The 23,325-nt window shown below is 64.5% G+C and carries 19 protein-coding genes; 10 read left to right on the top strand and 9 right to left on the bottom strand.

All coding sequences use genetic code 11. The features are described from left to right. The first annotated feature begins 70 nt into the window (after positions 1–70). The 7 genes from J2X54_RS05035 to J2X54_RS05005 all read left to right on the top strand — a co-directional run bounded on the left by J2X54_RS05035 (position 71) and on the right by J2X54_RS05005 (position 10,450). Positions 71–847 carry an MHFG family PEP-CTERM protein gene (locus J2X54_RS05035; protein WP_310178616.1) on the top strand — a complete coding sequence of 259 codons (777 nt, stop codon included), beginning with the start codon at positions 71–73 and terminating at the stop codon, positions 845–847. A 165-nt stretch (positions 848–1,012) separates the two neighbouring features. Further along, the gene (gene map, locus J2X54_RS05030; RefSeq protein WP_070247608.1) at positions 1,013–1,825 is read left to right on the top strand and encodes a type I methionyl aminopeptidase; all 813 of its coding nucleotides are present in this window, start codon (positions 1,013–1,015) and stop codon (positions 1,823–1,825) included. Positions 1,826–1,831: 6 nt separating this feature from the next. Continuing rightward, complete coding sequence (locus J2X54_RS05025) at positions 1,832–4,399, top strand: [protein-PII] uridylyltransferase (RefSeq protein ID WP_070247609.1); 2,568 nt, start codon at positions 1,832–1,834, stop codon at positions 4,397–4,399. 37 nt (positions 4,400–4,436) lie between these two features. Further along, positions 4,437–5,186, top strand: a complete 750-nt coding sequence (locus J2X54_RS05020; RefSeq protein WP_208600019.1) for a pseudouridine synthase — start codon at positions 4,437–4,439, stop codon at positions 5,184–5,186. Positions 5,187–5,395: 209 nt separating this feature from the next. Continuing rightward, positions 5,396–6,067: a flagellar brake protein gene (locus J2X54_RS05015; protein WP_404990892.1), complete on the top strand. Its 672-nt coding sequence runs from the start codon at positions 5,396–5,398 to the stop codon at positions 6,065–6,067. Positions 6,068–6,108: 41 nt separating this feature from the next. Continuing rightward, entirely contained in the window at positions 6,109–9,534 is a 3,426-nt protein-coding gene (locus tag J2X54_RS05010) for an ATP-binding protein (protein ID WP_310178606.1), read from the top strand. Continuing rightward, a complete protein-coding gene (locus tag J2X54_RS05005; protein WP_310178603.1) occupies positions 9,524–10,450 on the top strand; it encodes a response regulator transcription factor in 927 nt (308 codons plus the stop codon). The genes J2X54_RS05010 and J2X54_RS05005 overlap by 11 nt, the downstream gene beginning before the upstream one ends. A gap of 24 nt (positions 10,451–10,474) precedes the next feature. Here J2X54_RS05005 and proX read toward each other — a convergent pair whose 3' ends face one another. From proX to J2X54_RS04985, 4 genes are all read right to left on the bottom strand, one after another. After that, a complete protein-coding gene (proX, locus tag J2X54_RS05000) occupies positions 10,475–11,524 on the bottom strand; it encodes a glycine betaine/L-proline ABC transporter substrate-binding protein ProX (RefSeq protein WP_310178601.1) in 1,050 nt (349 codons plus the stop codon). Between the two features lie 12 nt (positions 11,525–11,536). Further along, positions 11,537–12,688: a glycine betaine/L-proline ABC transporter permease ProW gene (gene proW / locus J2X54_RS04995; RefSeq protein WP_310178598.1), complete on the bottom strand. Its 1,152-nt coding sequence runs from the start codon at positions 12,686–12,688 to the stop codon at positions 11,537–11,539. Then, positions 12,685–13,920: a glycine betaine/L-proline ABC transporter ATP-binding protein ProV gene (gene proV / locus J2X54_RS04990; RefSeq protein ID WP_070247614.1), complete on the bottom strand. Its 1,236-nt coding sequence runs from the start codon at positions 13,918–13,920 to the stop codon at positions 12,685–12,687. Before proV ends, proW begins: the two co-directional genes overlap by 4 nt. Before the next feature lie 429 nt (positions 13,921–14,349). Then, positions 14,350–14,997: a VOC family protein gene (locus J2X54_RS04985; protein ID WP_310178586.1), complete on the bottom strand. Its 648-nt coding sequence runs from the start codon at positions 14,995–14,997 to the stop codon at positions 14,350–14,352. A 65-nt stretch (positions 14,998–15,062) separates the two neighbouring features. Between J2X54_RS04985 and J2X54_RS04980 the strand changes: the two genes are divergently transcribed. The 3 genes from J2X54_RS04980 (at position 15,063) to J2X54_RS04970 (ending at position 17,997) form a co-directional block, all read left to right on the top strand. Beyond that, the gene (locus J2X54_RS04980; RefSeq protein ID WP_310178583.1) at positions 15,063–15,764 is read left to right on the top strand and encodes a response regulator transcription factor; all 702 of its coding nucleotides are present in this window, start codon (positions 15,063–15,065) and stop codon (positions 15,762–15,764) included. Then, complete coding sequence (locus tag J2X54_RS04975; protein ID WP_310178578.1) at positions 15,757–17,058, top strand: hypothetical protein; 1,302 nt, start codon at positions 15,757–15,759, stop codon at positions 17,056–17,058. Before J2X54_RS04980 ends, J2X54_RS04975 begins: the two co-directional genes overlap by 8 nt. 75 nt (positions 17,059–17,133) lie before the next feature. Then, positions 17,134–17,997: an alpha/beta hydrolase-fold protein gene (locus J2X54_RS04970; RefSeq protein ID WP_310178575.1), complete on the top strand. Its 864-nt coding sequence runs from the start codon at positions 17,134–17,136 to the stop codon at positions 17,995–17,997. Positions 17,998–18,107: 110 nt separating this feature from the next. Here the strand turns inward: J2X54_RS04970 and J2X54_RS04965 are convergent, their stop codons facing one another. The 5 genes from J2X54_RS04965 to J2X54_RS04945 all read right to left on the bottom strand — a co-directional run bounded on the left by J2X54_RS04965 (position 18,108) and on the right by J2X54_RS04945 (position 23,236). Further along, entirely contained in the window at positions 18,108–18,977 is an 870-nt protein-coding gene (locus J2X54_RS04965; protein WP_310178572.1) for a cupin-like domain-containing protein, read from the bottom strand. A 68-nt stretch (positions 18,978–19,045) separates the two neighbouring features. Next, on the bottom strand, positions 19,046–19,372 hold the full coding sequence (locus tag J2X54_RS04960) for a hypothetical protein (protein ID WP_310178570.1): 327 nt from the start codon (positions 19,370–19,372) through the stop codon (positions 19,046–19,048). Positions 19,373–19,392: 20 nt separating this feature from the next. Then, positions 19,393–21,918, bottom strand: coding sequence for a cytochrome c oxidase subunit I (ctaD, locus tag J2X54_RS04955; RefSeq protein WP_310178567.1), 2,526 nt, complete (start codon positions 21,916–21,918; stop codon positions 19,393–19,395). Further along, the gene (locus J2X54_RS04950; protein ID WP_310178564.1) at positions 21,915–22,874 is read right to left on the bottom strand and encodes a c-type cytochrome; all 960 of its coding nucleotides are present in this window, start codon (positions 22,872–22,874) and stop codon (positions 21,915–21,917) included. The genes ctaD and J2X54_RS04950 overlap by 4 nt, the downstream gene beginning before the upstream one ends. Further along, positions 22,871–23,236, bottom strand: coding sequence for a cytochrome c family protein (locus tag J2X54_RS04945; protein ID WP_070249601.1), 366 nt, complete (start codon positions 23,234–23,236; stop codon positions 22,871–22,873). Before J2X54_RS04945 ends, J2X54_RS04950 begins: the two co-directional genes overlap by 4 nt. Between the last annotated feature and the right edge of the window lie 89 nt (positions 23,237–23,325).

Here is a 23,325-nt window from a genome sequence, read left to right as displayed (position 1 = left end):
TAAGTTACCATATTATAATTACTGTTGGCAATATTTCACCATTGCTACAGTTGCCGTTTCTGGAGACACCATGTCCGCCCTGTTCGCCATTGCCCTTGCCGCCGCTGCCGCCACCACGCCGGTCGACTGCTCCTGGGACAACCCCGGCGCCAATCCCTACACTGGCACGGCGCAGGCGGCGATCGACCGCTACAAGGACTTGCCGGAAAAAGTGCGCACCAAGCTCAAGTACCGGCTGCAATACGGCAACCCGGACGAAATGGTCGCCATCAAGCGCGACGCCATCGAGGGCAAGCATCGCTACGGCGCCGCCATCCGCGACATGCATTTCGGCAAAGACAAGGTGTGCGGCACGGTCAGTCGCGCCAAGTGGAGCGCCGCGCGCGTCGAGCCCGGCGCCGTGTATTGCGCCGACGGCCACTGCATCCTGGTGCCCGAGATCTGCGGCAACGTCAGCCGCATCACCCGGCGCGATACAGATGAGCCCACCGCGATGCCCCCCACCGCCATGCCAACACCGGAACGCGAACTGGAAACGACGACGGTATTCGACTGGACCGACCACGTCGGCACCTACGAGCTCGGACTTTACGATGCGCAGGAGCAACAAAGGGCGGAGACGCCGCCCTTGCTGAGCGGCGCGTCAAACTTCCCGCTACCGGGCTGGGAGCCGCTCTCCGGGTACCCCACCCGCGCGCCATTGAAGCCACGCCAGCTCGGCGGCATCACGCCCCCGCGCGAAGATGTGCCGGTCGCGGCGGTACCCGAAGCCGAAACCTGGGCCATGCTGCTGGCCGGCCTGGGCCTGATGGGTTGCATCGCGCGCCGCCGCCGGCGCGAGTCTTAGTTCTTAGTCTTAGTCTTAGCCTGGCCGGGGCCACCGGCCCGACAACCTGCCAACCCGCGCACGCGTCGTCTATAATTCCATACTATTAGCAAACAGCGAGCAGACCCCGGTCCGCTTGCTGTCCGCGCTCGTTCCGCACTCCTCCATAGAATACCCAGCTTAACTATGTCCATATCCATCAAATCCGCCGAAGACATCGAAGGCATGCGCATTGCCGGCCGCCTCGGCTCCGAAGTGCTCGACTACATCACGCCGTTCGTCAAGGCTGGCGTGACCACCGGCGAACTCGATCGCCTGTGCCACGAATACATGACCAATGTGCAAGGCACCATCCCGGCGCCGCTCAACTACAGCCCGCCCGGCTACACACCCTACCCCAAGGCCATCTGCACGTCGGTCAACGACGTCATCTGCCACGGCATCCCCGGCGACAAGGTCCTGAAAAGCGGCGACTCGGTCAACCTCGACATCACCGTCATCAAGGACGGCTACCACGGCGACAACAGCCGCATGTTCCTGATCGGCGAGCCGTCGATCATGACCAAGCGCCTATCCGAAATTACCTACGAGTGCATGTGGCTCGGCATCGCGCAGGTGAAACCGGGCGCCCACCTCGGCGACATCGGCCACGCCATCCAGCAACACGCCGAAAAAGCCGGCTACAGCGTGGTGCGCGAGTTCTGCGGCCACGGCATCGGCAAGGTATTCCACGAAGAGCCGCAGGTGCTCCACTATGGCAAACCGGGCACGCTGGAAGAACTCAAGGCCGGCATGATCTTCACCATCGAGCCGATGATCAACGCCGGCAAGCGCGAAATCCGCGAAATGGGCGACGGCTGGACCATCAAGACCAAGGACCGCAGCCTGTCGGCACAGTGGGAACACATGATCCTGGTGACCGAGACCGGCTACGAAGTGCTCACGCTGTCGGCCGGCAGCCCGCCGCCGCCAGCCTTCATCACCAACGCCGCCAAGTAAAACTCCATGGACAAGGAAATCCGCGAACGCCTCAAAGCGCAGCTGAAAGCCGAACGCCAGGTCATCATCGGCACTTTCCGCACTGACGGCATGCCGGAAAAGCTGCTGCGCAGCCTGCGCCAGAGCGTGGACGCGGTGCTGACCGAAGCCTGGCACCATGCGCGCCTGCCCGCCAACACGGCGTTAGTCGGCGTGGGCGGCTACGGCCGTGGCGAGTTGTTCCCGTATTCCGATGTCGATCTCCTGATCCTGCTCGACCACGCGCCCGACGCGGCCACCACCGAAAAGCTCGAAGGACTGGTGCAGCTGCTGTGGGATCTCGGCCTGGAAATCGGCAGCAGCATCCGCACCGTCGATGAATGCCTGTCAGAGTCGAAGGCCGACATCACGGTGCAAACCAGCCTGCTCGAGGCGCGCCTGATCTGCGGCGACGAGCCGCTGTTCGAGCAGCTGCAGGCGCGCTACAGCGCGGCCATGGACCCGCAGGCCTTCTTCCAGGCCAAGCTGCTGGAAATGCGCCAGCGCCACGCCAAATACGAAGACACGGCCTTCAGCCTGGAGCCGAACTGCAAGGAAAGCCCGGGCGGCCTGCGCGACTTGCAGGTGATCCTGTGGCTGGTGAAGGCGGCCGGCCTGGCCAACTCGTGGCGCACGCTGGCCACCAGCGGCCTAGTGACGCAAGCCGAAGCCAAGGGGCTGATGGAAAAAGAGCGCGCCTTCAAGGATATCCGCGTGCGCCTGCACCTGCACGCGGGGCGGCGCGAAGATCGCCTGGTGTTCGATGTGCAGACGGCGATTGCCGAGTCGCTGGGCCTGGAAAACACCGGCGCCGGCGTGGAGATGCGCCGCGCCAGCGAATACCTGATGCAGCGCTACTACTGGGCCGCCAAGGCGGTTACCCAGCTCAACACCATCCTGCTGCAAAACATCGAGGAACGGCTGTTCCCGCGCGAAGAGCACGCGGTACAGATCAACGCCCGCTTCAACGACGTCAACGGCCTGATCGACATGCGCGACGACGACACGTTCACCCAGACGCCATCGGCCATCCTCGAAATTTTCCTGTTGATGACCGAGCGTCCTTCGCTCAAGGGCATGACCTCGCGCACCATGCGCGCGCTGTGGAACGAGCGGTTCCTGATCGACGCCGCTTTCCGCGCCGATCCGGCCAACCGCGCGCTGTTCCTGCGTATTTTGCAGGCGCCCAAGGGCATCATCCACGCGCTGCGGCGCATGAACGACCTGTCGATCCTGGGCCGCTACCTGCCCAACTTCCGCAAGATCGTCGGCCAGATGCAGCACGACCTGTTCCACGTGTACACGGTGGACCAGCACATCCTGATGGTGGTGCGCAATATGCGCCGCTTCTCGATGGCCGAACACGCGCACGAATACCCGTTCTGCAGCCAGCTGATGGCCAACTTCGGCCAACCCTGGCTGCTGTACCTGGGCGCGCTGTTCCACGATATCGCCAAGGGCCGTGGCGGCGACCATTCCACCCTTGGCCGCGTCGATGCCGAACAGTTCTGCCGCGACCACGGCATGAACGACGCCGACACCGAACTGGTGTCATTCCTGGTCGAGCACCACCTCGACATGTCGCAGGTGGCGCAGAAGCAGGACCTGTCCGACCCCGATGTGATTGCCGCCTTTGCCCGCAAGGTGGGCGACGAACGCCATCTGACCGCGCTGTACCTGCTGACGGTAGCCGACATCCGTGGCACCAGCCCCAAGGTGTGGAATGCCTGGAAGGCCAAGCTGCTCGAGGACCTGTACCGGATCACCCTGCGCGTCCTGGGTGGCCAGCCGCACAGCGCCGACCACGAACTGCAAAACCGCCAGCAGGAAGCACTGGCCACGCTGCGCCTCTACGGCCTGGCGCCGGACGCCCACCTGGCGTTCTGGAAGCAGCTCGACGTCGCGTACTTCCTGCGCCACGACGCCTCCGACATCGCCTGGCAAACCCGCGCGCTGTACGACAAGTTCAACAGCGAGCAGCCGGTGGTCAAGTGCCGCCTGGCGCCGATCGGCGAAGGCCTGCAGATCGCCGTGTACCTGCGCGACCAGCCCGACCTGTTCGCGCGCATCTGCTCGTACTTCGACCGCAAGAACTTCAGCATCCTCGACGCCAAGATCCACACCACGCGCCACGGCTACGCGCTCGATACCTTCCTGGTGACCGAGCAGAATTTCGCCAAGAGCTACCGCGACATCATCAACCTGATCGAGCACGAACTGTGCGGCGCCCTCACCCACCCCGAGCCGCTGTCGCCGCCGGGCAAGGGCCGGCTGTCGCGCCTGTCGCGCACGTTCCCGATGCAGCCGACGGTCGATCTGCGCCCGGACGAACGGGGCCAGTACTACCTGCTGTCGATCGCCGCCAACGACCGCGCCGGCCTGCTGTACGCGATCGCCAACGTGCTGGCCAAGTACCGCCTCAACCTGCACACGGCCAAGGTGATGACCCTGGGCGAGCGGGTGGAAGACGTGTTCCTGATCGATGGCGCCGCGCTGGGCAACCCGCGCAACCAGCTGCAACTGGAAACCGACCTGCTCGACGCCATGAAGGTCTAGCACGCAGGTCGTCAACTATCACTTTATAAAGAGCATCATGTCAGAAGAATTATTACGCCTGTCCAAACGCATGTCCGAACTGGGCCTGTGCTCGCGCCGCGAAGCCGACGAATGGATCGCGCGCGGCTGGGTGCGCGTCGATGGCAAGGTGGTGTCCGAGCTGGGCACCAAGATTTATCCGAGCCAGCGCGTATCGGTCGAGCGGCAGGCCGCCGCCGAGCAATCGAAGCGCGTCACGGTGCTGATCAACAAGCCGATGGGCTATGTGAGCGGCCAGGCCGAAGACGGCTACCAGCCGGCGGTGGTGCTGATCAAGCCGGAAAACCGCTGGGCCGAAGACCCGTCGCCCGAGCAGTTCCACCCGACGCAATTGCGCTCGCTGGTGCCGGCCGGCCGCCTCGACATCGACTCGGTGGGCCTGCTGGTGCTGACGCAGGACGGCCGCGTGGCCAAGCACCTGATCGGCGAGACTACCGACGTCGACAAGGAATACCTGGTGCGCGTCGAATACACCAAGCCGGGCAAGCTGCCCGACAGCGACCTGAAAAAACTCAACCACGGCCTGTGGATGGATGGCAAAGCCTTGCAGCCGGCCAAGGTGCGCTGGCAGAACGACGACCAGCTCAGTTTTACCCTGCGCGAAGGTAAAAAACGCCAGATTCGCCGCATGTGCGACATGGTGGGCTTGAAAGTGATCGGCTTGAAACGCGTGCGCATCGGCAAGGTCAAGCTCGGCGATCTGCCGGTCGGCGAGTGGCGTTACCTGCGTCCCGACGAACAGTTTTAAGCAATTTTGCACAACCGGTCAAAAAAACTTGCCAAAACGCAAGCCAAATGCAGCAATAAAATATACACTGTGCGATCCGACCCCGCACAGTGACGTTAGTGAAGAGATATGCCGTCGTGAACGATCCTATACCGAATGACATGCGCCGTGGGCCGCCGCTGCTGAAAGACGCGGTGGAACCGATGCCGCCCGGCTCGCAGCCGCATGAAATGAGCGACGAGCATGACATTGCGGAAGCGCTGTCGTTGCTGGCGCAAAATGGCGACCCGGTGTCGATCTATCCGGCATCGAGCACGAACGTGGTGCTCGGCCGTATCCTGTCGGTTCATCCCGAACTGCCCCACTTCACTCTCGAATTGAACGAGGGCGAATTCATTCCGCCCGGCGAAGCGACCTTTGTTGCCTGGCTGCGCTCGTCCAAGATGCAGTTCAAGCTGGCCTACGACAACTGGACCCCGGTGCCGGACCAGCCGACCATCATTCCGCTCGACTTCCCGCTGCGCTGCCAGGTGCTCAACCGGCGCTCGTCGACGCGGCTGGAAACCCCGCTCGGCATCTACTACATGGCGTCGTTCGTGTTGAACGGCAAGCCGTACGAATTGCAGCTCTACGATTTTTCCGCCGGCGGCGTGGGCATGCGCGCGCCCCCGCGCGATACCGTGGGCCTGCACGTGGGCCGCAAGCTGCAACGGGTGCGGCTCGAACTCGGCCCCGATACGGTGATGATCGCCGACCTCGAAGTACGCCTGTCGCGCACTTTCCGCTCGTTCCTGCTGGGCGAGCAGGTGCAGATCGGCTGCCAGTTCATCAACCTGTCGCCAGCGATGCAGGAAGAACTGACACGCAAACTGCAGGAACTGAACGCCACCCGCCAGCGCTAGCCACGTTTTACCTGGGTACGCTTTTTGCTTGATAGTTCGTCATGACGACAAGCGAAACCGCGACCGAACCGGCCCAGCGCATCATCAAGATCCGCCGCGACTACAACACCTGGGTGGCCAGCGAAACCATCGAAGACTACGCGCTGCGCTACACGCCGCGCTCGTTCCGGCGCTGGTCGATCTTTCGCGTCTCGAACACCGCGTTCGGCGCCATCTCGTTCCTGGTTCTGGAGGCCATCGGCGGCACCATCGCCGTCAACTACGGTTTCATCAACGCCCTGTGGGCGATCCTGGCCGTGGGTCTGATCATCTTCGCCACCGGGCTGCCGATCAGCTACTACGCCGCCACCTACGGCGTGGACATGGATCTGCTGACGCGCGGCGCCGGCTTTGGCTACATCGGCTCGACCATCTCGTCGTTCGTCTATGCGTCGTTTACGTTCATCCTGTTCGCGCTGGAAGCGGCCATCATGGCCTATGCACTGGAACTGTATTTCGGCCTGCCGCTCTACCTCGGCTACCTGGTCAGCGCGCTGGTGGTGATCCCGCTGGTGACCCACGGCGTGACCCTGATCAGCCGCATCCAGATGCTCACCCAGCCGGTGTGGCTGATCCTGATGGCGCTGCCCTTCATCGCCATCCTGCACAAGCAGCCCGAATTGCTGCCGCAGCTGTTCGACTACGCCGGCCAGCACGGCCAACCGGGCCAGCACGGCCGCTTCAACATGCTGGCCTTTGGCGCTGCCACGGCGGTGGGCGTGGCGCTGATCACGCAAATCGGCGAGCAGGTGGACTTCCTGCGCTTCATGCCGCCCAGGACACCGCAGAACCGCTGGCGCTGGCACTTCGGCGTGCTGATCGCCGGCCCGGGCTGGATTTTGCTCGGCATCGCCAAGATGCTCGGGGGCGCATTGCTGGCCTTTCTGGCCATCCGCGCGGCCGTGCCGCTCGAGCAGGCGGTCAATCCCACCCATATGTACCTGACCGGTTTCGGCCTGGTGTTCGAGCATCCGCAACTGGCGCTCCTGGCCACCACCGTGCTGGTGGTGATCTCGCAGATCAAGATCAACATGACCAACGCCTATGCCGGCTCGCTGGCGTGGTCGAATTTTTTTGCGCGCCTCACACACAGCCACCCGGGCCGCGTGGTGTGGGCCGTGTTCAATGCGCTGATCGCCGTGCTGCTGATGGAGCTCGACGTGTTCCAGGCGCTCGACCAGGTGCTCGGGCTGTATTCCAACATCGCCATCTCGTGGATTACCGCCGTGGTGGCCGACCTGGTGATCAACAAGCCGCTGGGGCTGAGCCCCAAGGGCATCGAGTTTCGCCGGGCCTACCTGTACGACATCAACCCGGTGGGCGTGGGCGCCATGCTGCTGGCGTCGATGCTGTCGGTGGCTGCCTTCATGGGCGCGTTCGGCGTGCAGGCGCAGGCATTTTCGGCGTTCATCGCGCTGGTGACCGCCTTTATCACCTCGCCGCTGATCGCGCTGGCCACGCGCGGCAAGTACTACACGGCGCGCGCGGCGCCGCAGGTCGAGTCGCGCACCTGCGTGATCTGCGAAAAGGAGTACGAGTCCGAAGACATGGCGCACTGCCCGGCCTACCAGGGCTCGATCTGCTCGCTGTGCTGCTGCCTGGACGCGCGCTGCAACGACGCCTGCAAGCCGCACGCGCGCGTGTCCGCCCAGTGGCAGCAAGCGATGCGCGCCATGCTGCCGCAAGCGACCTGGCGCTACCTGAGCAACGGGCTTGGTCACTACCTGCTCCTGATGATCGTCACCGTGCTGTTCCTGGGCGCTTTGCTGGGACTGTTGTATTACCACGAGCAGTCGGTGCTGCCGGACGCCACGCTGCTGCCGCAACTGCGGCTGGCCTTCGTAAAAGTGTTTGCCGCACTGTTGCTGGCCTCGGGCATCGTGGCCTGGTGGCTGGTGCTGACCAGCGAAAGCCGGCGCGTGGCGCAGGAGGAGTCGAACCGCCAGACCGGGCTGCTCACGCGCGAAATCGCGCTGCACAACGAGACCGACGCCCAGCTGCAGCAGGCGCGCAAGATCGCCGAAGAAGCGCGCAAGACCGCCGAGCAGGCCAACCAGGCCAAGAGCCGCTACATTGCCGGCATCAGCCACGAGATCCGCACACCATTGAACGGCATCCTCGGCTACGCCCAGCTGCTCGACAACGACCCGGCCATTCCCGCCCACCGCCAGCAGGCCGTGCGGGTGATCCGCAGCAGCGGCGAGCACCTGCTGTCGCTGATCGAAGGCACGCTCGATATCGCCCGCATCGAAGGCGGCAAGCTGACCTTTGCCACGCGCGAGATCGACTTCCCCGAGTTTATCGGCCAGCTGGTGCGCATGTTCGAACTGCAGGCCGCCAACAAGGGCTTGAGCTTCCGGTACGAACTGACCGGCGCCCTGCCGCGCGTGGTGCGCGCCGACCGCAAGCGCCTCGGGCAAATCCTGATCAATGTACTGGGCAACGCGGTCAAGTTCACCAGCGCAGGCAGCGTGACGATGCGGCTGCGCTACGCGCGCGAAATCGCCTCGTTCGAGATCGAAGACACCGGCCCCGGCATCCTGCAGGAAGAACTCGACCACATCTTCGAGCCGTTTACGCGCGGCAGCGCCAGCGCCCAGGCCAATGCCGGCGGCACGGGACTGGGGCTGCCGATCTCGCGCATGCTGACGCAACTGATGGGTGGCGAGATGCGCATCCGCAGCACTGTTGGCGTCGGCAGCACCTTCCACGTGCGGCTGTTCCTGCCCAGCGTGCACGTGGCCGGCAAGGCGCTGGCCGAGACGCTGGCGCCGCCGCGCCAGCGCAACGGCTATCTGGGCCCGCGCCGGCGCGTGCTGGTGGTCGACAACGAGCAGGTGGACCGCGAGCTGCTGGTCAATATCCTCACGCCGCTGGGCTTCGTGGTGGCGCAGGCCGCGTCGGGACTGGAAGGCATCGACCTGCACGCGTCATTCGAGCCGCACGTGGTGCTGATGGACCTGGCCATGCCCGGCATGGACGGCTGGGAAACCAGCTACGTGCTGCGCCGCCGCCATAATTCGCAAGCACCGATTGCCATCGTCTCGGCCAACGCCTTCGACAAGGGCATGGACAACGCGGCCGGCATCACCGCCGACGACTTCATCGTCAAGCCGGTCAATATCGCCGAACTGCTCGACTGGCTCGGCCGCCGCCTGGCGCTGGAGTGGACCACCGTGGAGCCTGCGGCAGCGCCGGCCGCATCACCATCCGCAGCGCTGGTGCTGCCGCCAGACGAACACCTGTCCGCGCTGGCGGAGCTGGTGCGCATCGGCTACGTGCGCGGCATCAAGGCGCGGCTAGACGAGATCGATGCGCTCGATACCCGCTACCGCGCCTTTACCGACATCCTGCGCGGCCACGCCGCGCGCTTCCAGCTGGACGTGATGGCAGACTTTATCCGAAAGAGCAAAGACCATGAACTTTAATCCTGCGGCACCGGGCGTCGTACTGGTGGTGGACGACGTGCCCGAGAACCTGGCAGTGCTGCACGACGCGCTCGACGAATCGGGCTACACCGTGCTGGTGGCCAACGGCGGCGAAGTGGCCCTGGTGCGCGCGGCCGAGGCGCAGCCGGACATCATCCTGCTCGACGCCATGATGCCCGGCATGGACGGTTTCGAGACCTGCCGCCGGTTGAAAGCGAACCTGGTCACGCGCCACATCCCGGTGGTGTTCATGACCGGGTTGACCGAGTCGGAGCACGTGGTGGCCGCCTTCGAAGCGGGCGGCAACGACTACGTGACCAAGCCGGTGCGCACCAGCGAAGTGATGGCGCGCATCGCCGCGCATCGCCAGACCGCGCGCCTGATGGACCAGGCCCGCAGCGCGCTGGACGCCTTCGGCAATGCGGTGATCGCCATGTCGCCGCAGGACGGCAAGATCGTCTGGCAAACGCCGCTGGCGCGCACGCTGATGCAAGGTTACGCGGTGGAGAAGGAATTGCCGGAATGGCTGGCGGCAACGCAGGAAGCGCACGCCAGGGGCCAGGCGCACCCGCCGCTGACCTTGTTACGCGGCGCCCGGCGACTGATCTTTTCGGCAGCTGAATACAGCGAAGACGAACAATGGATGATCGTGCTGCGCGAAGAATCGGACACGGCCCAGATCGAAAAACTGATGGCGGCCTTCAAGCTGACGCAGCGCGAATCGGAAGTGTTGAACTGGCTGGTCAAGGGCAAGACCAACCGTGATATCGGCGAAATCCTCGGCACCAGCCCGCGCACGGTCAACAAGCACCTGGAACACGTGTTCGTCAAACTGGGGGTGGAGACACGCACCTCGGCCGCCGCGCTGGCCATCAGCAAGCTGCATGGCACAGGGCGCGGCGAAGAGGTGGTTTAAAGTTTAAAGCCTAAGGCTCAAGGCTCAAGGCTTGGCTGCGGCCCTGGCCTCGGCGATCCAGCCATCGAACTGCTGCTGGTGGAACTTGATCCAGCCGGCCGTGTGACGGGCGATGTCGGCCTGGGTGTTCTGGCCGGTGCGCATGCGTTCATTTTGCGCGTTGATGTCGGCAATCGGCAGGCGCATCACCTCGAACAGTTTCACCGCTGCCGGGTTCTTGCCGGCCCAGGCGCGGTTGACCACGATGCGCGTGGTGTTGACCGCGAAGCCGTAATCGCTGCCGTCCTCCATGCGGGTGTTGGTCTTGTCCGGGTTGGACGAAAACGGCACCTGCAACCACACCACGTCCTTGCCCGGCACCAGCACGCCACTGACCCAGTAAGGGGTCCACGTGTAGTACAGGATCGGTTCGCCGCGCTTGTAGCGGCCGATGGTGTCGGCGATCAGCGCCGAATAACTGCCCTGCACGTGCTGCACGGTAGCGCGCAGCTTGTAGGCGTCCATGTGGTTCTCGATCATCGCCTCGCAGCCCCAGCCCGGATTGCAGCCGGTCAGGTCGGCCTTGCCGTCGCCGTCGTGGTCGAACAGCTTGGCGATCTTCGGGTCGCGCAGCTGGTCGATATTGGTGATGTGGTACTTGTCGGCGGTAGCCTTGTCGATCAGGTAGCCCTGGGCGGCGGGACCGGCGTACTTGCCCAGGCGCACCAGCTTGGCGTCGCCGCCGGCGTTATCGTAATAATCCTTGTGCAGCGGGTCCCAGTGCACCGCCAGGAACGTGGCGTCGCCGTTGGCAATCGCGATGTGCGCGGTCGGATACTCGACTTCCTTGATCGGCAGGATTTCGTAGCCGAGCTTTTCCAGCGCGCGCTCGACCAGCATGGTCTGGAAAGTCTCTTCCGCGATCGAGCTTTGCAGCGCCTGCACCTTGATGCCCTTGCCGGGCAAATCGGCGGCAGGCGTTTGCGCCATGGCCAGGCTGGTGCCCAGCACCATGGCGGCAATGCCGAGGAACGAGAACCACTGGAACTTGCGTTGCGACTTGCGGGTTTGTTTGAATTGTTCGACTTGATTCATGGAGTTCCTTTCTTATTGTGGGGCCAGCTGCGCCGGCGCCTTGTCGTGCAACGGCGCTGGCGCCGGCACCGCTGCCGGCTCGCGGCGCACCAGGCGCATCACCAGGCCGGCCGGGCCGGTCTGGTACCAGTGGCGTACGCCACGGCGCGGCTGACCCATGGCCTGCGTCAGGCGGTCGAGCGTAATGGCCAGCAGCACGATGCCGAGACCACCGACGGTAGCTAGACCCATATCGAGACGGCCGATACCGCGCAAGACCATCTGGCCCAGGCCACCGACAGCGATCATCGAGGCGATCACCACCATCGACAGCGACAGCATCAGCGACTGGTTGATACCGGCCATAATCGACGGCATCGCCAGCGGAAACTGCACCCGGGTGAGCAGCTGCCACGGCGAAGCGCCGTAGGCACGCGCCGCTTCGATCAGGTCGGGACGCACCTGGCGAATACCGAGGTTGGTCAGGCGCACCAGCGGCGGCAAGGCGAAGATGATGGTGACGATCACGCCAGGGGCGTTACCGATACCGAACAACATCACCACCGGCACCAGGTACACAAAAGCTGGCGTGGTCTGCATCGCGTCCAATAATGGGCGCAACAGGTTCTGCGCGCGGTCGCTGCTGGCCAGGAAAATCCCCAGCGGCAGGCCGATGATCAAACAGAAGGCCAGTGACGTCAGCACCAGCGACAGCGTGATCATCGCCTCGGGCCAGATGCCCAGCATGGAGACGACCAGCAGCGCCAGCACGGTGCCAATGGCCAGCGCGCGGCTGGTGAATTGCCAGGCCAGCACGCCCACGATGGCGATCACCGCCAGCGCGGGCGCGGCCAGCAGCACGTCGCTGACGCCGGTCAGGGTGGCGTCGATCGGCGCGCGTACGGCCTGGAAGAACGGCCGGAAATTGGCCACCACCCAGCCCAGGCCCTGGTTGATCCACGCTTCGAGCGGCAGCGAACCGTCGAAGATCTGCGAGAAATGGAAACCGGTGGCGTGCGCCGGTGCGGCGGCCGGCGCGGCGGCATCCAACCACGAGGTGTCGGTCGGAGGCTGCGGCAGCCACGGGTTGATCTGGGCGGCTTGTTCTACGGCTGGTTGCGCGGCAGTGGTCGCGTTCGCGGCATTCGCGGCGGTGACGGTATCGGCGGGGTTAGCTAATTTCATGCTTGTCCTTTCTGTGCAAGTGGTTCGGCAATCGGCGGCGTGTCGCGGTCGAGGAACTTCAGCAAGGTCGTCTTGCTGATGGCGCCGCGGAAGCTGCCATCGTTGGCCACCACGGGGACGGCATACGGCAGCTGCGCCACCTGGCCGAACAGGCCGGCCACCGGCTCATCGGCATCAATGGTGGGCACATCGGGCAGGTAGGCGTGGGCCAGGCCCAGCGGACCGATATGGCCGTCGAGCGCCGTGCGCAACGAATCGGCCGACACCACGCCCATGAATTTCTTCTGCGGGCTGACCACGTAGGCGTACGCGCGATCCTGCTCTTCGAGCATCGACAGCGCGGCGCGCGAACCACGGGTCGGCGACTCCGACACCACGATCTGGCTCTTGCGGGCGATATCGCCGGCCTTGAACACGGCCGCCGCATCGACACCGCGCACGAAGTTGCGCACGTAGTCGTTGGCGGGTTTGCGCAGAATTTCTTCCGGCGTGCCCACCTGCACCACGTGGCCGTCCTTCATGATGGCCACGCGGTCGCCAATGCGCATCGCTTCATCGAGATCGTGCGAAATGAAGACGATGGTGCGGCGCTTGATCTGCTGCAGGCGCAGCAGCTCGGACTGCATCTCGGTGCGCATGATCGGATCGAGCGCCGAAAACGCTTCGTCCATCAACAGGATCGACGGATCGCAGGCCAGCGCCCGGGCCAGGCCCACGCGCTGCTGCATGCCGCCGGACAGTTCGTCCGGGTAGCTGGCGCCGTAACCGGCCAGGCCCACCTGCTCGAGCGCCTGCAGGGACGCGGTATTGCGTTCGTCCTTGGGAATGCCGGCGAGCTCCATGCCGAAGCCGGTATTTTCCAGCACCGTGATCTGCGGCAGCAGCGCAAACGACTGGAACACCATGCTGATGTCCTTGCGGCGCAGCGCGCGCAGCTCTTTATCGGGCAGCGTGTTGATGTCGTTCCCATCGATCATGATGCGGCCGTCAGTGGGCTCGATCAGGCGGTTGAGCATGCGCACCAGGGTGGACTTGCCCGAACCGGACAGGCCCATGATGACGAAGATCTCGCCCGCTTCGATGGTGAAGGTGGCGTCGAAAACGCCGATGGTGCATTCGGTTTCGGCCAGGATGTCCTGCTTGCTGGCGCCCTGGCGGACCATGGCCAGTGCTTCTTCCGGCTTGTCGCCGAAGACCTTGAATACATGATCGATAATAATTTGTTTAGCCACGTCGTGGTTCTCCCTCGATGGACGAATGGATGAAGCGCTGCAAGCCTTGCGGCTGCGGCGGGCGCAATATTGCGAATTCAAAGCGAATTCCGTCGGCGATGTCGCGGCGCGAGGCGCACGCAAGCAAGTGACGTATTAGGGGGCGGGCGCCGAAACTGCATGGCGCCAGGTAACCTGAACTTGGGCGGAGAGCCCATCGATTGCTTCTCACGGCAGAGGTGAAAAACAATGTGTAGCGTGGTCGCTACTTTTGCTTAATGCTTGTTACACCTGTTGTAAATATGCATCAATTATAGCAAGAAAAAGTGCGCTTGTCCAATAGCTTTCCGGCTTGAAACGTGCTAGCAATGTTAGTCAGCGCACATACCGTGACATATACATGAGACTGGTTTAACGTTTTGGTTGCTGCCAATAGGCCATCTTTTGGTATCAATATGTCATGACCAGCGGCATGCCGGGACGGCAATCGAAGCGTTTGCCATCTGCACCATGGTCGCAGCAGATCTCCATCAGGTGCTCGTCACCTTGCCTGAGCCTTACAACGTCGCTGGCCTGGGCCGCGTCGGAATATGGCGGTTGCGCAGGCAGCGTAATGGTCACGGAAGTGATACGTCGCACGCCGGCCGTATGAATCATCGGCTGGCGCCTCGCCGCCGGTGCGTGTTCCGGCGCGCTGCCCTCCTCGAGGTAGAACCACATCGGCTCCTCCAACGGCGCGTCGTCGGCGATGTCCACCTGCATGCCGGCCGGCAGATAGCCAGGGCGGTAAGCCCATGTCGAAAATGGCACGCCTCGCTCGGTGGGCGACGGCCGGAAGCACACGCCGAACGGCGACGCATCGTTGGCGCCACCGAGCCGCCGCGCCAGTTGCGTGCGCGCAGTGGCTTCGCTGCACACCTCGGCCTCGTCGTCTATCCACAGCAGTTCGAGAAAGGCGTTCTCGAAGAAGAAGCGGCGGTTGGCCGTGCCCTGGCCGGGGTGACGGTTGCCGCTGCCCTCCAGCAGGCCTGCAGCGAGCAGCAATTGCGCTTCGGGTGCGCCGGGCAGTGCGCGAATAAACAGGTGGTCGAGTTCCATGGGATAGCCTTTCATCAGTCGCGACAGGATATCATCGCGCTACCAATTTCACTTCCTGCGCCGTTATGCACCAACCGTCCCTGTCCATCCTGGTCGTCGAAGACCACCCAATCATCGCACGCCAGGTCGTGGGCTTCCTCGAGGGACTGGCGTGGCAGGCCGACCATGCAGGCACCGGTGCGCTGGCGGTCGAACTGGCGACCACCAATATCTATGACGTCGTCCTGCTCGACCTCAACCTGCCCGACATCGATGGCCTGGACGTTTGCCGCGCGATCAAGGCGCGGGCGGCGCGCAATGTGCCGGTGCTGATGCTCACCGCGCGCGACGCGTTCGAAGACAAGGCGCAGGGATTCCACGGCGGCGCCGACGATTACGTAACCAAGCCGTTCGACCTGCGCGAACTGGCGCTGCGCTGCGAAGCGCTGGCCCGCCGCAATGCACTGCACCGCGACCAGCAGACCACGGCGGGTCCGCTCACGCTGTACCTGCGCGAGCGGCGCGCGCTGTGCCACGGCGCGCCGGTGACGCTCACCCACACCGGGTTCCGCGTGCTATCGCTGTTGTGCGAAGCGTACCCGCACGCGGTGGCCCGCTCGGCACTGATCCACGCGCTGTGGGGCGACCATCCACCGGACAGCGACGCCCTGAAGTCGCACCTGTACGCGCTGCGCAGGCAGCTCGAACTCGCTGGCGCGCCAGACATCATCGTCACGATTCCACAGTTGGGCTACCGCCTGGCTTTCGCGAACGGCGGCGATGTTTAGGTCGATCCGCCACGGCCTGTTCGCCGCCCTGGCCGGCTTCACGTTGCTGATCTGCGTGTGCTACACGGTGCTGGCGGTGGTCATTTCGTATGTTACCGAAGACATGCTGGTCGATCGGCTGCTGGCGCGCGAGGCTGACGGCGTTGCCATGCATTATCGCCAGCATGGCGACATCAAGCCGCCGGATTTGACGCTGATCCGTTTGTACCGCAGCATGGCAGCTCTGCCGGACGTCGTTGAAGAAGCAGTCATGGCCGGTCGTGAGCGCGCCGAAATCGCCACCGACACCGGACAACATTACCACCTCCGCACGCTGGACCTGGGGACATCTTCAAGTGGACAACGGGTGTACCTGGTGGCCGAAGTTGGCCCGGTGCTGGTGGTGGCCAAACTGTTCCAGGAGGTTGGCGGCTTTCTCACAGCAGTGGCGCTCGGCCTGCTGGCGGTGGCGCTGCTGTTGGCCTACCTGCTGTCGCGCAGGCTGGTGGCGCCGTTGCAGGTGCTGGCGCGGGAAGTGCGCGCGGTCTCCTTGGCAGCGCCAGGTGCGGCGATCCGGTTCAGCGCCAGCGGCCGGCGCGACGAAATCGGTTACCTGGCCGACCGGCTGGGCGCCACCATCGACGACCTGCACGCGGCGCTGCGACGCGAGCATGACTTTACCCGCGATGTGGGGCACGAGCTGCGCACGCCGCTGACCGTGATGCACAATGTGCTGGCGCGCGGCGGTGACATTGATGGCGGCGCGACTGCGACTGCTGCCGGTGCTGGCGTCACAGCCGCTGGCGCCAATGCCGTACTTGTCCGCGCGGACGCGGAACAGCTGCGCGCGGGCGTCGCTGAAATGCGCGGGACGGTGGATGTGCTGTTCGCACTGGCACGCGCCGAGCACATCGCCGCCACTCCATTCGATCTGCGCGCCCTGGCCGAAGAACGGCTGCTGCGGCTGATCGAGGACGAAGGCTGGGACGCCGAAGGCCTGGCATTGTCGCTGCCGGACCGACTGCCGGTAACAGGCAACCGACACCTGTGCAGCCTCCTGCTCGACAACTGCCTGCGCAACGCCGTCTTCCACGGCGGCGCCCACTGCCGCCTGCAACTTGAATTCTCGGCCGGCGCGCTCGCCATCACCAACACGGTAGCGCTGCAACATCCTGCCGCTGTCCAGGGCTTCCGCCACGGCCAGCACCTGCTGCGACGCATCGCGGCAGCCATGCAGTGGCAGATCGCTTTCGACGCGGTTGACGACGGCTACCGCGTGACCATCACGCCTGCCGCAACGCCACGCGACCAATAAATCCGGCAAACTTCACCTGCATTTCACCGGTGCCCCTGCATGCTGCGGTCTCCATTAAACACCCCGGAGTCGCACATGAAAATTCTCGTCAGCCTGTTCCTGATCGCCTGCACCGCCCTGCCCGCCGCCGCGCTGGCGCAAGTCAAGTCGCTGGTGCACAAGGAGGAAAAGCGCCGCTACCTGGTCTACACGCCGCCGTCTTACGGCCAGCAGCCGCACAAGGTCTACCCGGTCGTGTTCAACTTCCACGGCGGCGGCATGACCATGGCCGAGCAGATGCTGTACACGCAAATGAACCGCGCGGCTGACCGCCACGAATTCATCGTGGTATATCCAGCGGGCGTCAAACAGGACTGGAACGTGGGCTTCGGCATGTCGTACCAGGACGGCACCAACGATATCGGCTTTACGCAGGCGCTGCTGGCTAAGCTCAAGCAGGATTACAGGGTCGATGACCAACGCGTGTACGCCACCGGCCTGTCGCGCGGCGGCTTCTTCGCGCTACGCCTCGCCGCCGAATTGCCGCAGCTGTTCGCCGCCGTCGCCTCGGTGGGCGCACCGATGCCGGAACCTGTCATCGCCCACCACACCAGTCGTAGCAAGGTGGGCGTACTTCAGCTGCACGGCACCGCCGACCAGGTAGTGGCTTACGCCGGCAAGGCCACCGGCTACCTGTCGGCGCCAGCGACCTACACCTACTGGCTCGAGCGCAACGGCATTACCGCAGGCGAGACGAAAACGGCGAACATCGGCGCAGACGTCACCTGGCAAGAGCAAGGCAACGGCCGCCAGCGCGTGGCGCTCGCCACCATCCGCGAAGGCGGTCACACCTGGCCCGGCGCCGATCCCTTCAACATCGGCCTGCCCATCGGCAAAACCACCACCACCATCGACGCCAACGAAACCATCTGGCAATTCTTCAGCCAGCATCACCTTTAACTTCGGGGTCAGTGCCGACATTCGGACATTACGGAACTTTTTCGTTGAAGTTAACAACAACAGAGAAGTTCAAAAATGTCCGAATGTCGGCACTGACCCTCGAATTTGGGTCAGGTGAGGGACAGGGGGATTCCTCGGGCCCAGCGGTTGGACGACAGCGAGAATGTCAGCGCGCGTACCTGGTGGTACCAGCCGGCGGGAACGAACAGCATGTCGCCCGGGTTGACGATGACTTCGACGCAGTTGGCCTGGCGCGCCAGCGGGTAGCGCTCGTAGTCGGGGGCTTCGGGATCGAACGGGGAGCCGAACAGAATGGCGTTCGCCTCCTTCGGGTACAGAAATTCGTCGTGGTGCGGCGGCGCCAGGAAGATGCGCTTGATGCCCCAGATTTGCGCGAAGACGTTGTCGTCGTAGTCGCAGTGCAGCGGCGTCATGGTCCGCAACGGGCCGAGCCAGAAGCGCGGCGGCCCCATTTTTTCGAAGTAGCCGGGCCAGTGACACATGCTGTTCAATTCGCGCAGCTCCAGGTTCCCTACATAGGGAGGCAAGTCGTCAGAACCCGCGAGGGAAATATCGAGGTATTCGCGCATCGTCATGTCGCGCATCGGCCGGTCCGCGGCAAAGGCGTTGGCGATATAGTCGCCCACGCGGGCGCGCACCGGCACATGGCCGTATTGTTCGCGCAGCTGCTCCGGGGTGAGCCGGCACAGCGGCCAGCGTTCCACCACGCCCGTGATCAGGAACGGCAAGCCGCGGGCGGCGCGGGCGCGAAAGGCCGCCGCGTCGAGGTGACCGCAGCGCGGCACTTCGGTAATCGTGGGCAGCTCGCGGCTGACGCGACGAATGGCGTCACGCATTGTCGCGATCGATGGCACGCCGCGCACCTGGGCGTCCTTCAATTCGCGCGCGTGTTTTCTCGCCAGCGCCTCTTCAGGGGTATCGACGAATTTTCGGGGCGGCAGGCGTGATTCTCTGGACATGCTGGATAATCGTGCTGAGACAAAAGGCGGTAGTATAACGGTTCATCATCAACAGGTCGGACGCCCGGTTACGTCGCCGCTGGCCCCGAACACATATCGACCATCAGCATCGGCACGCAGGTCCAGACAATGGCCACCAGCGACAGCGCAGCCGTCACCAGCGTAGCCCAGTCGTGCAGCGCCGGTGACGTGTGGCCCTCCCTCAACTGGCACACCCGGCGCAGCGCCCGGACGAACAGTACTGTCGCCGCCCCAACTGCCAGCACCGACACCGCGCCCAGCGCCCACGCCGGGTCGCTACCGCGCTCACAGGCCACCGCCGCCCACGCGTAGCAGAAGAAGAAGTGCCCCCCCCAGAGCACCAGCGGCAGCACGGCGGTCAAAGTGCGGGGCAACAACCTGTCTTGAGCGCGCATCATCCCTCCATCAGCTTGGGCAGCACTTGCAGTACCACCGCGATCATCACCCCCTGCAGCGTGGCGTAGTGCCATACCAGCGCGCAGTTGTCGAGCGTGGCGCGGTTGACGGTGGACAGGCGGCCGGTCCATGAGCGGGCCACCAGGTACAGCGCCAGGATGACGAGTATGACCGCGTGCAGGCCCTGGTACGACAGCATGGCGGCAATCGTTGCCGCCCAGGCGTTGGCGGTAGGGTCCAGGCCAGCGAGGAACTGGCTGCGCAAGTCGCCGGCAAAGGCGCCGAGCGCGCACGCGAGCGCCACCAGCACGGTCAGACGGTGGACGCCCGATCTGCCGTCGCTGCGGCGGGTCCATTCGATCAGCGCCGAGCCGGCGATGAGCAGGCTGCACGAGAGCAGCGGCCAGATGGCGTCCGGCACCCGGCTGCCCGGCGGCGGACATACGTCCAGCCGCATGGTAGTGTGGATGTGCGCGAACAGGAACGAGGCGAAGATGGTGCCATCGACCACCAGCATGATCATCGTGCCCCACCACGAGTGCGACGCCGGCCCGCTGGCGCCCACCGGCAGTGTCACCGTGTCGCTCACCCTGGCCGTGCGCTGCATCGGCAAGCGATCCGACTGCCACATCCAGATCACCACCGCCGCCACGGCCACCACGCCGCACAGGCTCGATACCAGCGTCCACTGGATGGTGAGCAGCAGGAAGAAACCGGCGGTACCGACGGCAGCGATCAGCGGCCACCAGCTGTCGCCGGGCAGAATCTGCAGGTAAACCGGGCGCGCGCTGATCGGGCTGGTGATGATGGTCTCGCGACGGCCGGTGACGGTGCCCGGCAGCCAGTGCTGCCCCTCCGGCACTTCGGTCATCAGCTGCGGGCGGTCCCAAAGCGGCTCGTGCGAACGCACGTCCGGGATGCTGCGGGTGGCGTAGTCTTCATTCGGCAGCCATTCCAGCGTGGCCGCGTGCCACGGGTTGCCGGCCTCGCGTTTCGGCAAGCGCAAGGTGCGCACGGCATCGACGATGAACAGCAGCACGCCCAGCGCCAGGATCAGCGCACCGATCGACGAAGCCAGGTTGTAGCCGTCCCACCCCATCTCGGTGCCGTATGTGTAAACGCGACGCGGCATGCCCAGCAAACCGGCGACGTGCATCGGGAAGAAGGCCAGGTTCATCCCCACGAACATCAGGCCGAACACCCAGCGCCCCACTCTCTCGGACAGTTGATTACCGCTGATGAGCGGCATCCAGTAATACATCGCCGCGAACATCGGGAATACCAGGCCGCCGATCAGCACATAGTGCAAGTGGGCGACGATGAAATAGGTATCGTGCGCCTGCCAGTCGAACGGCAGCAGCGCCACCATCACGCCGGTGAGCCCGCCGAGCACGAAGATGAACAGGAAGCCGAGCAGGAACAGCGTGGGCGCGACCATGCGCATCTGGCCGCGCCACATGGTGGCCAGCCACGCAAACACCTGCACCCCGGTCGGTATCGCCACGGCCATGCTGGCGGCGGACACCAGGCTGGTTTCCAGCACGCCCAGGCCGGCCGTGAACATGTGGTGCGCCCACAGCGCAAAGCTGAAGAAGCCGACGATCACCAGCGCGGCCACGATGGAACGATGGCCGACCAGCGGCGTACCGGCCAGCGCGGGGATCATGGTCGATACCATGCCGGCGGCCGGCAGGAAGATGATGTACACCTCCGGGTGGCCGAAGAACCAGAACAGGTGCTGCCACAAAATGGGATCGCCGCCGCGATCGGGAATGAAGAACGGCCAGTCGAACGCGCGCTCCATTTCCAGCAAGGTGGTGCCGGCGATCACCGCTGGAAACGCGAACACGATCATCACGCCCACGACCAGCATGGCCCATGCATAGACCGGCATGCGCGCGAGCGTCATGCCCGGCGCGCGGGTAAACAGGATCCCGACGATCAGTTCGATCGCACCGGCAATCGCCGAAATCTCGATGAAACCAATCCCCAGCAGCCAGAAGTCGGCATTGAGTCCCGGCGAATACTCCTTGCTGGTCAGCGGCGGATACATGAACCAGCCGCCGTCGGGCGCCAGCCCCACGAACAGGCTGGTGAAAAATCCGAGACCGCCCACGGCGTAGGCCCAGTAGGCATAGGCCGACAGGCGCGGGAACGGCAAATCGCGCGCACCGAGCATGCCGGGCAGCAGATAGACGGCGATGGCTTCCACCACGGGAATGGCGAACAGGAACATCATCACCGTGCCATGCATGGTGAACACCTGGTTGTAGGTGGCGGGCGTGAGCAGGCCGGCGTCGGGCACGGCCAGCTGGGCGCGGATCATCAGGCCCAGGATGCCGGCCAATACAAAAAACAGCAGCGCAGTGCCGATGTAAAGAAGGCCGATATTGGTATTGTTGACGGTAGTGAGAAAGGCCAGGCCGCGCGGCGTGCGCCATACGCGTTCGAGCTTTTCCACTTCGTCGGGCGGACGTGGCAGGGAGCTGGGCAAAGCAGTGGCCTGGTCGGTGGCTGCGGTCATTTCAGGCTTTCCAGGTAAGCGGCCAGCGCGGCAAGCGTGGCGGGATCGATGTCGGTACTGGCGGGCATGCGCACGCCGGGCTTGGCCATGTGCGGGTTGGCGATCCAGGCCGTCAGGTTGGCGCGGTTGTTGGGCTGGGCGCCAGCGCCCAGGTACAGCCGGCTGCCGAAGTGCGTGAGGTCGGGTGCATTGATACCCGCGGCCTGCACCGTGGGCGCGGCAACTGCCGGATCGTCCACGCCGCGCACCGTGTGACAGGCGCTGCACCGTTGTTCGACAAAGGCGCGGCGGCCGCGTTCCACTTCGGTGCTGTTCGATTTCACCGCCGGTCCGGCCTGCGCCGCCAGCCACGCCTTGAACTCGGCGGGCGGCTGCGCCACGATGTGCAGCGCCATGCGTGCATGCTGCTCGCCGCAGTATTCGGCGCACTGGGCGCGGTACACGCCGGCGCGGTCGGCCTGCAAGGTCATGCCGTGCACCCGGCCCGGAATCATGTCCACCTTGCCCGCCAGCGCAGGCGCCCAGAAGCTGTGGATCACGTCCGCGCTACTGAGGCCCAGGTACACGGGCTGGCCCACCGGCAGGCGGATCTCGTTGGCCAGCACCACGTCGTCACGGCCATCGGGATGGCTGTAGCGGATCTCCCACCACCACATGTGGCCGATCACGGCGATCTTGACCGCATGCTGCGACGAGGGCTGCGTCAATTGCACCGAGCGCCAGGTGCCGAACACCAGCAGTGCCGAGAGCAGCACCAGCGGCAGCAGCACGCCGCCACCGAGTAACCAGACCATCGGGCGTACCTTCTGCCCGCGCCGCAGGCTCAGGGCGCACAGCACCATCACGCCGACGAACAACACCGTGCCGCCGATGAACAGGATCCAGGCCAGCTGGGTGATGATGGCGGCATCGGGGCCGGCCGGATGCAGCACCGATTGTTGTGCGATATTGGTCATCGCAACTCCGTCAGGTAGGCAGCCATGTGCCGCGCGTCGTCGAGCGAGACGCCCATGGCCGGCATGGTGGTGCCGGGTTTCATGGCGGCCGGATCGACGATCCAGCGCGCCAGTGCTTCAGGGGCATTCGGCACGTGGCCGGCGATATAGCTGCGCCGCCCGTAGCCATCGAGCGAAGGTGCGATCCCGCCGCGCGCAGCCGGCACCTCGGGAATCGCGTGGCACGAACCACAATGATATTGGGCCAGCAGCAGCTTGCCGCGCGCGGGGTCGCCGGTGGCCGGTGCGAGCGGCGCCTTGCCACCGTTGTCGCAGCCGGCCAGCAAAGCGGCGCACAAAAACGGCAAGGAATGAAGAGACATGCGCACGATAGCAATCCGGTGTTAGTCATCGAATAGCTATAATACAAGAAAGATATTGATTTATTAATGGCAACAGAACCATACTGGAA

Source organism: Duganella sp. 3397 (assembly GCF_031456625.1).
GTDB classification, from domain to species: Bacteria; Pseudomonadota; Gammaproteobacteria; order Burkholderiales; family Burkholderiaceae_D; genus Rugamonas; species Rugamonas phyllosphaerae.
Note: the sequence above shows the minus strand (reverse complement) of the source record. Positions and strands in the feature narration are given on the sequence as shown.

Bases quoted from the DNA above. Each gene is read 5' to 3' on its own strand.
- J2X54_RS04965 (WP_310178572.1), bottom strand. From the start codon at position 18,977: ATGTCCAGAGAATCACGCCTGCCGCCCCGAAAATTCGTCGATACCCCT.
- J2X54_RS04970 (WP_310178575.1), top strand. From the start codon at position 17,134: ATGAAAATTCTCGTCAGCCTGTTCCTGATCGCCTGCACCGCCCTGCCC.
- J2X54_RS04950 (WP_310178564.1), bottom strand. From the start codon at position 22,874: ATGACCAATATCGCACAACAATCGGTGCTGCATCCGGCCGGCCCCGAT.
- J2X54_RS04985 (WP_310178586.1), bottom strand. From the start codon at position 14,997: ATGGAACTCGACCACCTGTTTATTCGCGCACTGCCCGGCGCACCCGAA.
- proX (WP_310178601.1), bottom strand. From the start codon at position 11,524: ATGAATCAAGTCGAACAATTCAAACAAACCCGCAAGTCGCAACGCAAG.
- ctaD (WP_310178567.1), bottom strand. From the start codon at position 21,918: ATGACCGCAGCCACCGACCAGGCCACTGCTTTGCCCAGCTCCCTGCCA.
- map (WP_070247608.1), top strand. From the start codon at position 1,013: ATGTCCATATCCATCAAATCCGCCGAAGACATCGAAGGCATGCGCATT.
- J2X54_RS05005 (WP_310178603.1), top strand. From the start codon at position 9,524: ATGAACTTTAATCCTGCGGCACCGGGCGTCGTACTGGTGGTGGACGAC.
- J2X54_RS05010 (WP_310178606.1), top strand. From the start codon at position 6,109: ATGACGACAAGCGAAACCGCGACCGAACCGGCCCAGCGCATCATCAAG.
- J2X54_RS05015 (WP_404990892.1), top strand. From the start codon at position 5,396: ATGAGCGACGAGCATGACATTGCGGAAGCGCTGTCGTTGCTGGCGCAA.
- J2X54_RS04945 (WP_070249601.1), bottom strand. From the start codon at position 23,236: ATGTCTCTTCATTCCTTGCCGTTTTTGTGCGCCGCTTTGCTGGCCGGC.
- J2X54_RS05035 (WP_310178616.1), top strand. From the start codon at position 71: ATGTCCGCCCTGTTCGCCATTGCCCTTGCCGCCGCTGCCGCCACCACG.
- J2X54_RS05025 (WP_070247609.1), top strand. From the start codon at position 1,832: ATGGACAAGGAAATCCGCGAACGCCTCAAAGCGCAGCTGAAAGCCGAA.
- J2X54_RS04975 (WP_310178578.1), top strand. From the start codon at position 15,757: ATGTTTAGGTCGATCCGCCACGGCCTGTTCGCCGCCCTGGCCGGCTTC.
- proW (WP_310178598.1), bottom strand. From the start codon at position 12,688: ATGAAATTAGCTAACCCCGCCGATACCGTCACCGCCGCGAATGCCGCG.
- J2X54_RS04980 (WP_310178583.1), top strand. From the start codon at position 15,063: ATGCACCAACCGTCCCTGTCCATCCTGGTCGTCGAAGACCACCCAATC.
- J2X54_RS05020 (WP_208600019.1), top strand. From the start codon at position 4,437: ATGTCAGAAGAATTATTACGCCTGTCCAAACGCATGTCCGAACTGGGC.